Origin of the sequence: Caldivirga sp. MU80 (assembly GCF_001663375.1) — an archaeon.
Lineage (GTDB): Archaea > Thermoproteota > Thermoprotei > Thermoproteales > Thermocladiaceae > Caldivirga.
On sequence record NZ_LCTF01000002.1, the window covers coordinates 98,305 to 104,924 of the forward strand.

The window sequence follows — 6,620 nt, forward strand, 5'->3', positions numbered from 1 at the left end:
TGCGCTATGCCTCGTAGGCCCTCCTCAACTCGTCCCAGGGTATCTTCCTGCCGCACTTGGGGCAGTACTCCCAGTCCTCGTTGAGCAGCGCACCGCAGTATGGGCACCTATACTCCCTCGGCTTCTCAACCTCTGCCTCGGTGCGTTTAACCTCCTCAACCTTAACCTGGGCTTCAAAGTACTTACTTACGTACTTCTCCCAAATCCCCCTCGGATCTCTGGCGTATATCCTAAGCCTACGGTACGGTATGGTGCTGGTTGGCTTCTTAAGCGTTATCTCAACGAACCTCCTCCTCTCATCCACGGTGACACTGTCCGCGTCAAGGGGTGCCTTTAGTACGTAGAGGTCGTCGAAAATGATGGCGTCCTTGTAGAAGGCAATACCCTTGGTGGGTATGTATGGTATGTTCTGCATCATTGACGTGCTTTGGCTTAGGTAGGGTAAGCCTGTGTACTTAGCCACCACGTAGAACACGGCGAACCATATGCCGAACATTATTAGGTAGGTTATGAAGTACCTGAGGAACTCGAGCGTAGATTGGGCCATTGATGGGTAATTACCTAGGAGTATTGATATTGCGGCTGATATCCTGTTGAAGAGGGCTGAGTAAACCACTAGGACTGCTATGAGCAAGGCTAGCATTATCCCCAGGTTCAGGAACATCTTCTTGCTTAGGGCTGAGTACTCCCTGGGTAGTTCATAGTCCCTCTCCATGGCCTTCCTAATATCCTCACCGGTTAACCTACTCAAAGCCTGCCTCCTCCTGTACTGCTCACTCTCACTCCTATTCTTGGAATAGGACTTATAGCCCATGAATATGGATGCGCCGAATATGATTATGAAGTAGGCTATGAAGAGGCCTATGGATATCCAGTAATTCCTAATGACCTGGCCCCAGGCGAAGATGGCTGCGAAGGCAACTGGGGTAACTACCCAAAGCAGGTACATCATTGGCTTTGACATTGTGGTGTATGACATGGTTAAGCATCTATATGGTTCGCCTCGTTTTAAACTTTTCCACAAATTATTAATCCCTTAAGCCAGGTGTTAACCTAACCACAACCCTGTGCAGCGCCTTAACCTCATCCGGAAAGTCGCTTAGGCTTACTCCACCATTCTCAACGGCTTCATTAACCCATGGGCAATCCTTCGAAACAACCACCTCCCCAGTCCTTGGGTTGTAGAGCAGTGGGTACATTTTACAAGCCAGCGGCTTAACCGGGTGTATCGTGCATAGTTTACTTTCCCTATCGTAAAATGGGCAATAACCCAATATAACCCACCTATACATTGTGACCCCATTAACCTTAACTTCCTTGAACGTTAACTCAACTCCCCTCTCCCTGGCAAGTCTCCTAAGTCTCCTAGCCTCATCGCTGAATACGAGTGGACCCTGCTCCTCACGCTCAAAGAAGCAGCAGTTGTCGCAGTGGAGACATGTGAATTTAGCCACAAGTACCCCTAAGCAGGCCCTTAATAAGCAGTTTAGGCCCATTGAGATAGGAGAGGTATTTCTAGGGATTTGCGAGAAGAATTTTAATAACACCTAAGTTAACTGAACTAGGTGGTGAAGGATTTGTTAACCATTAGTAAGGATAGGTACATAGGGGCCGTGGACCTACCCATAAGGATATTCAATACGGCCACTAAAACCGTTGAGCAGTTCAGGTTGATGAAGGCTGGGGTGGCTAGGGGCTATGTATGCGGCCTAACACCGTATGATGAGGCCCACGTTGGTCATGCAAGGGTGGCTGTGTTCTTCGACCTATTTAGGAGGTACCTAGAGTACCTTGGGGTCAACGTTAGGCTTGTCACCAACTTCACAGACATTGATGATAAGATCATTGAGGTTGCTAGGAGGGAGTACGGTAATGACTTGGTTAGCCGCTGGTATGAGGTGCCGTCGAGGTACATTAAGAAGTACCTGGACTACATGGATGCGTTGTACGTGAAGAGGGCCTACGCATACCCCAAGGTGACCGAGAACGTGCAGGACATGGTCAAGTGGATTGATGAACTTGTTAAAAGGGGTGACGCCTACGTTGTGGATGGGTCTGTCTACTTCGACATAACTAAGGTGCCCAACTACGGCGAATTCTCAGGACAAAAGATAGATGAGTTAATGGCCGGGGCCAGGGTTGAGCCGGAACCCGGTAAGAGGAATCCACTGGATTTCGCCCTATGGAAGTCCTGGAAGCCGGGTGAACCCTGGTGGGATAGCCCATGGGGGCCTGGTAGACCTGGTTGGCACCTGGAGTGCGTGGTGATGTCATCCAAATACCTCGGCGTACCCTTCGACTTCCATGGAGGAGGCCAGGACTTAGTATTCCCACACCACGAGAATGAGGTAGCCATAGCCAAGGTTTACTATGGGCTTAGGTTATTCGCCAGGTACTGGATACACGTGGGGTTGGTTAATGTTAAAGGTGAGAAGATGAGTAAGTCGCTAGGTAACATAATACCTATAGGGGATGTGCTTAATAAATATGACCCAGAGGCCATTAGGCTCTACTTCCTCAACACCCACTACAGAAAACCCATTGACTTCAACTTCAGCAGCATTGAGGCCATGGAAAACGTGCTCAGGGGTATTTACGCAAGCCATGACTACCTACTCCAACTCATGGATGAGGCCCCGGAGAGGGGTTCAGGTGATGATGAGGTTGTTAATGAGGCCTTCAGGTTCATGGTTAACTTCGAGAATGCACTGAATGACGACTTAAACACCCCAGCCGCAATATCGGAGTTGGTTAACCTAAGCAACTACATAAACTCCAGGGTCGTTTACCAACCTGAGAGGGTTTCAAAGTACTCAATATCACAGTTGCTGAACGTGCTATCCTACATGGGGCAGGTCCTCGGGGTTCTTAACAAGGTCACGGTTAACCCAACGTTGGTGAGCATAATAAACACCATAATCAGGGTTAGGCAGAGTTTGAGGGAGAGGAAACTTTACGACGCCGCTGACTTAATCAGGGATGAATTGGGTAAGTTGGGTATTGTGCTGGGTGATTACGGTGGCAGGACGTATTGGTTCGTAGATAGGAGGAGGATTAAACTACCTTAACCACCCTGAACCCTCTCAAAGACCAGTAGGTCATCTGAGAATTTCACAACACCTCTCCTCTGAAGCTCCCAAAGCACGTCAACAACCATGGGCCTCAACCTGGCCTCATCATCCTCACTCAACTTAACCCCCCTACCATACTCCTCCATAACCTTATTAACGAATTCAATGGTCCTAACCTTATCCCCAGGTTTAAGTCTACTCAACTCCTCACCCACAATCCTACTAATGGTCTCAAACTCACCGCTGGACACGACCCTGAGGGGGATTGCTGCTTAATAATCCATTCTGCATTAGGAACCTAGAGGCCGTAGGTGGGAAGCAATTTAAATTGGTATTACTAGAAGTGGTTTGTGCATTACTACGCTGAGGTGCATCCAAGGGTTAGTGGGAATTTAAGCCTAGTGAGGAGCCTTGAGGGTTACGACGGCTTCAACATACCAGACTCACCTTTCGGAAACCCCGCGCCATTGCCATTGGTGGCCGCATGCCTAATCAGGAGGGTTTACGATGAGAAGAGGATTATAGTCAACCAGAGGCTACTTGACATAAATGAACTTCACCTGATCTCAATAGCCCAGGGTGCCCTCCTGATTAGCGCTGACGTAGCCTTAACCAGGGGTGATAAGCCGAGGGTTGGTAGGGATGTAGGTTACCTAGCCTCCGAGGAGGCCCTGGGGCTTCTGAGGAGGAGTGTGAGGGGTATTAGGGTTGGGTTAATGCTGAGCATGAGGTATGGTAGGGGACTCATTGAGGAGAGGATGAGGGTTGGAGCTGATTTTTACCTAGTCCTAAGGTTAAGTAGGCCGGATGAGTTAAAGGGTCTTGAGGTAGGTAAGCTAATACCCTACATCATAGTTGAGACTAAGAACAACGTGGACATCATCAGGAAGATTAATCAACCCCACTTCAAGGAGGATGAATTGAAGGGCCTATTCACCGAGTTGAGGGATCTTGGCGTTGAGGGTGTTTTATTATCAACACCGGGGGATCATAAGGCCTTAATTGGGTTAACCAGGTACTTCGTTTAACTTCACCTAATGGGCATGTTCCTATCCCTCCACGTGGCCACATTCTCAAGCACAATCATGGTCTCCGACTTAACGACATCTGGGTGGGTTGGCAGGTACTTTATTAGGAAGTTTGAGAGTTGCCTAAGGTCTCTGGCCCAAACCTTAAGTACAATGTCGTATTGCCCAGTCACCACCTGCGCCTCCTCAACCCACGGGAGGTCCCTCTCATTATCTGAATCGTATATTATCCTCTCGGCCAGGGCAACTTGACTAGGCTTAGTAGCGCCAGGTACCCTCCTAACGGTTAGTAGGACGTATGCCTGTATGTTGTAACCCATTTGGGCTGGGTCTATGATAGCCTTGTAGCCCAGTATGGCTTTACTCGACTCAAGCCTAGCCAGCCTACTCATTATCGTTGTCCTAGGCTTATTAAGCACCTCTGCCAGCCTTGAGACAGTAATTCTCCCATTCCTCTGTAGGTAATCCAGTATTCTGGCATCCAACTCATCCATCATTAGCTAGCCTAGGTTGGGAGATTAATTAACGTTATTGCTTCACATAGACGACCAGTGGTCATCCTGTCCCTCAACCTTAGCCGAACCGCGTATGAACTGGATGGGATTCTTGACACCGCAACCTAGGTTTGTTGGGCATAGGCCTAGACTATTCAATTCCTGGCATGAAGGTGGTATGTAGAACTTCTTACCACCCCTAAGCCCAGCCAGGTGCTCCACCTGGTACCTGGCTATCTTCTCGTTATAATCAGCGGCATGCTTGAAGGGTTCAAGGGCTTCCTCAACGCACTCCTCCCTCTCCTTACCCTCGGCTACGCATTTATGAAGGAGGTAGGTGGCTAGGGTGAACCTGGCCATGTGGCTTGGGTTACCACCAGCCTTAAGCTCGTTTAGGACAGCGGTCACGCAGGGTGGGTCACCCCTCGGCGCCACCCTAACGCTTGGCCTGTGCCTAACCTGGGGTGACGCCCCCTCAATGGCCTTTAACCTATCCCTAACCGAGTTTATGAGCGGGGTGAATAGGTCTATGTTAGCATTAAACCTATTAATCATGGCCATTACCCTGTTTTCAACGGCCTCCTCAAGCACCCTGTAGGCATCGTGTTGAGTTAGCAGCACGTACCCGTGTATAATTGGCCTAGTGCCCAACACCCAATTTGGGTCATTCCTGGGGCTGTTCCTTAGGTAATCCCAAATGGGCATTGCGTAGAGGAAGGGCTTAAGCATCAGCACCTGACCCTGAACACCCCCAACCCTCCTAGCCACCGTTGAGGCTAATTCACCGACGCCTATTACCCTCAACCCAAGTTCATTGAACAGACCCTTAATGCACTCAAGACTCACCCCACTGACCCTGCTAATGGACTCCACACCCCTTGAAAATACCTTACTCTCTGAGTCGGCTATCCTCCTCCAAACCCTCCTATCCATTGACGCGGCCAGCGCATAGGCAATGTACCTAACCATGGGTGCATCCTCAGCGTTGAGGCTGAGTTTAGCCCCCTCCCCCTCCTTAATGAGGGTGTTAAGCATGTTTAATGCCCCCTCAACAATCCCCCTAAACCCCTCACCAGCTAGGTCACTGACCTTAACATTAGCCTTCTCAATAATCCTCCTGCCAATACCGGTAAAGGGGTATTGCCCAATCAACCTAACCAGCTCACCACATTGGGCTACGCTCACTAAGCTGGAGGAGCAGAATCCCTTTAATAGCTAAGTGATAATTAACTTAAAGTATTACCCAACTCACCCATTGAAGGCTCCATGTCAGTGAAGGTAATAGACCAGTTGGTTAATCATAATCTACGCCATTAAAGGATATCTCAATGCACATAATGGCTAGCTAACATTTTAAGGTAAAGGCATAGTTAAGTAGAGCTGAACTAGCCAGGGAGGGTAAAACCTCTAACGCCTTATTAAGTAACCCAACCCAGCTAATAAGGTTGTTTCCCTGGGCAACTGCAATAAAACCTTATAAATTAAGTGGAGGACACATTTCCTCAATGAGGAGAACTATCCTCATTATCGCCATAATCGTAATTGCAGTAATAGCAGTCACATTTGCAGTAATGTACTTAGTAACTCCGAAGCCCAATGTGGTAATCATGGCTAAACCATACAGCGAATTTAAAATATGCATTAGAACCCCATCTGGTCTAACAACAATAGTAGTGTCTCCACGCGCTATACTTGAGAAAGGATCGTTAACCGGCGACGTTAAAGTTAGTTACTCTTGGCGTACATACTATGTAAAGACCTTATTACCTAATGGCACGGTTATCACAATCATGGTTAAACTACAATTGGTTAAGCTCCAGGTCGACGGCTCCAATACCTATGTGCCACCAGGCTTCTTACTGCCGCTCAATGCTAGTATTTCCTCTGATAATATACTTAATACTCCCTGCCTTGGTTATGATGTAAACTGGGTTACTGGTGTTTATCTTGGGAATAATCATTATTACAACATTACCGTAATTAAGGGCGTGGATGTCCTGGTTCAAACCGTGAATTTAATCCGGTTG

8 protein-coding genes are annotated in these 6,620 nt (G+C 48.3%); 3 read left to right on the forward strand and 5 right to left on the reverse strand.

Annotation, left to right across the window (positions count from 1 at the left end; all coding sequences use genetic code 11):
• Window positions 1–4: 4 nt before the first annotated feature.
• On the reverse strand, window positions 5–979 hold the full coding sequence (locus AAX04_RS01085; protein WP_066792902.1) for a DUF2208 family protein: 975 nt from the start codon (window positions 977–979) through the stop codon (window positions 5–7).
• Between the two features lie 49 nt (window positions 980–1,028).
• On the reverse strand, window positions 1,029–1,454 hold the full coding sequence (locus tag AAX04_RS01090) for a YkgJ family cysteine cluster protein (protein WP_084761121.1): 426 nt from the start codon (window positions 1,452–1,454) through the stop codon (window positions 1,029–1,031).
• A 111-nt stretch (window positions 1,455–1,565) separates the two neighbouring features.
• Between AAX04_RS01090 and cysS the strand changes: the two genes are divergently transcribed.
• Complete coding sequence (gene cysS, locus AAX04_RS01095) at window positions 1,566–3,068, forward strand: cysteine--tRNA ligase (protein ID WP_084761122.1); 1,503 nt, start codon at window positions 1,566–1,568, stop codon at window positions 3,066–3,068.
• Here cysS and AAX04_RS01100 read toward each other — a convergent pair.
• Window positions 3,065–3,322, reverse strand: coding sequence for a hypothetical protein (locus tag AAX04_RS01100; RefSeq protein ID WP_066792905.1), 258 nt, complete (start codon window positions 3,320–3,322; stop codon window positions 3,065–3,067). The two genes, cysS and AAX04_RS01100, sit on opposite strands and share 4 nt — an antisense overlap.
• 99 nt (window positions 3,323–3,421) lie before the next feature.
• Here AAX04_RS01100 and AAX04_RS01105 point away from each other — a divergent pair, with 99 nt between their 5' ends.
• Window positions 3,422–4,099: a hypothetical protein gene (locus AAX04_RS01105; protein ID WP_066792907.1), complete on the forward strand. Its 678-nt coding sequence runs from the start codon at window positions 3,422–3,424 to the stop codon at window positions 4,097–4,099.
• A gap of 2 nt (window positions 4,100–4,101) precedes the next feature.
• Here the strand turns inward: AAX04_RS01105 and AAX04_RS01110 are convergent, their stop codons facing one another.
• Together AAX04_RS01110 and AAX04_RS01115 are read right to left on the reverse strand one after the other, a co-directional pair.
• The gene (locus AAX04_RS01110) at window positions 4,102–4,596 is read right to left on the reverse strand and encodes an Lrp/AsnC family transcriptional regulator (RefSeq protein WP_084761123.1); all 495 of its coding nucleotides are present in this window, start codon (window positions 4,594–4,596) and stop codon (window positions 4,102–4,104) included.
• Window positions 4,597–4,635: 39 nt separating this feature from the next.
• Entirely contained in the window at window positions 4,636–5,778 is a 1,143-nt protein-coding gene (locus AAX04_RS01115; protein ID WP_066792911.1) for a hypothetical protein, read from the reverse strand.
• Between the two features lie 320 nt (window positions 5,779–6,098).
• Between AAX04_RS01115 and AAX04_RS01120 the strand changes: the two genes are divergently transcribed.
• Window positions 6,099–6,620, forward strand: a 522-nt coding sequence (locus AAX04_RS01120; protein WP_156519629.1) for a hypothetical protein, incomplete at its 3' end; no start/stop codon positions are given.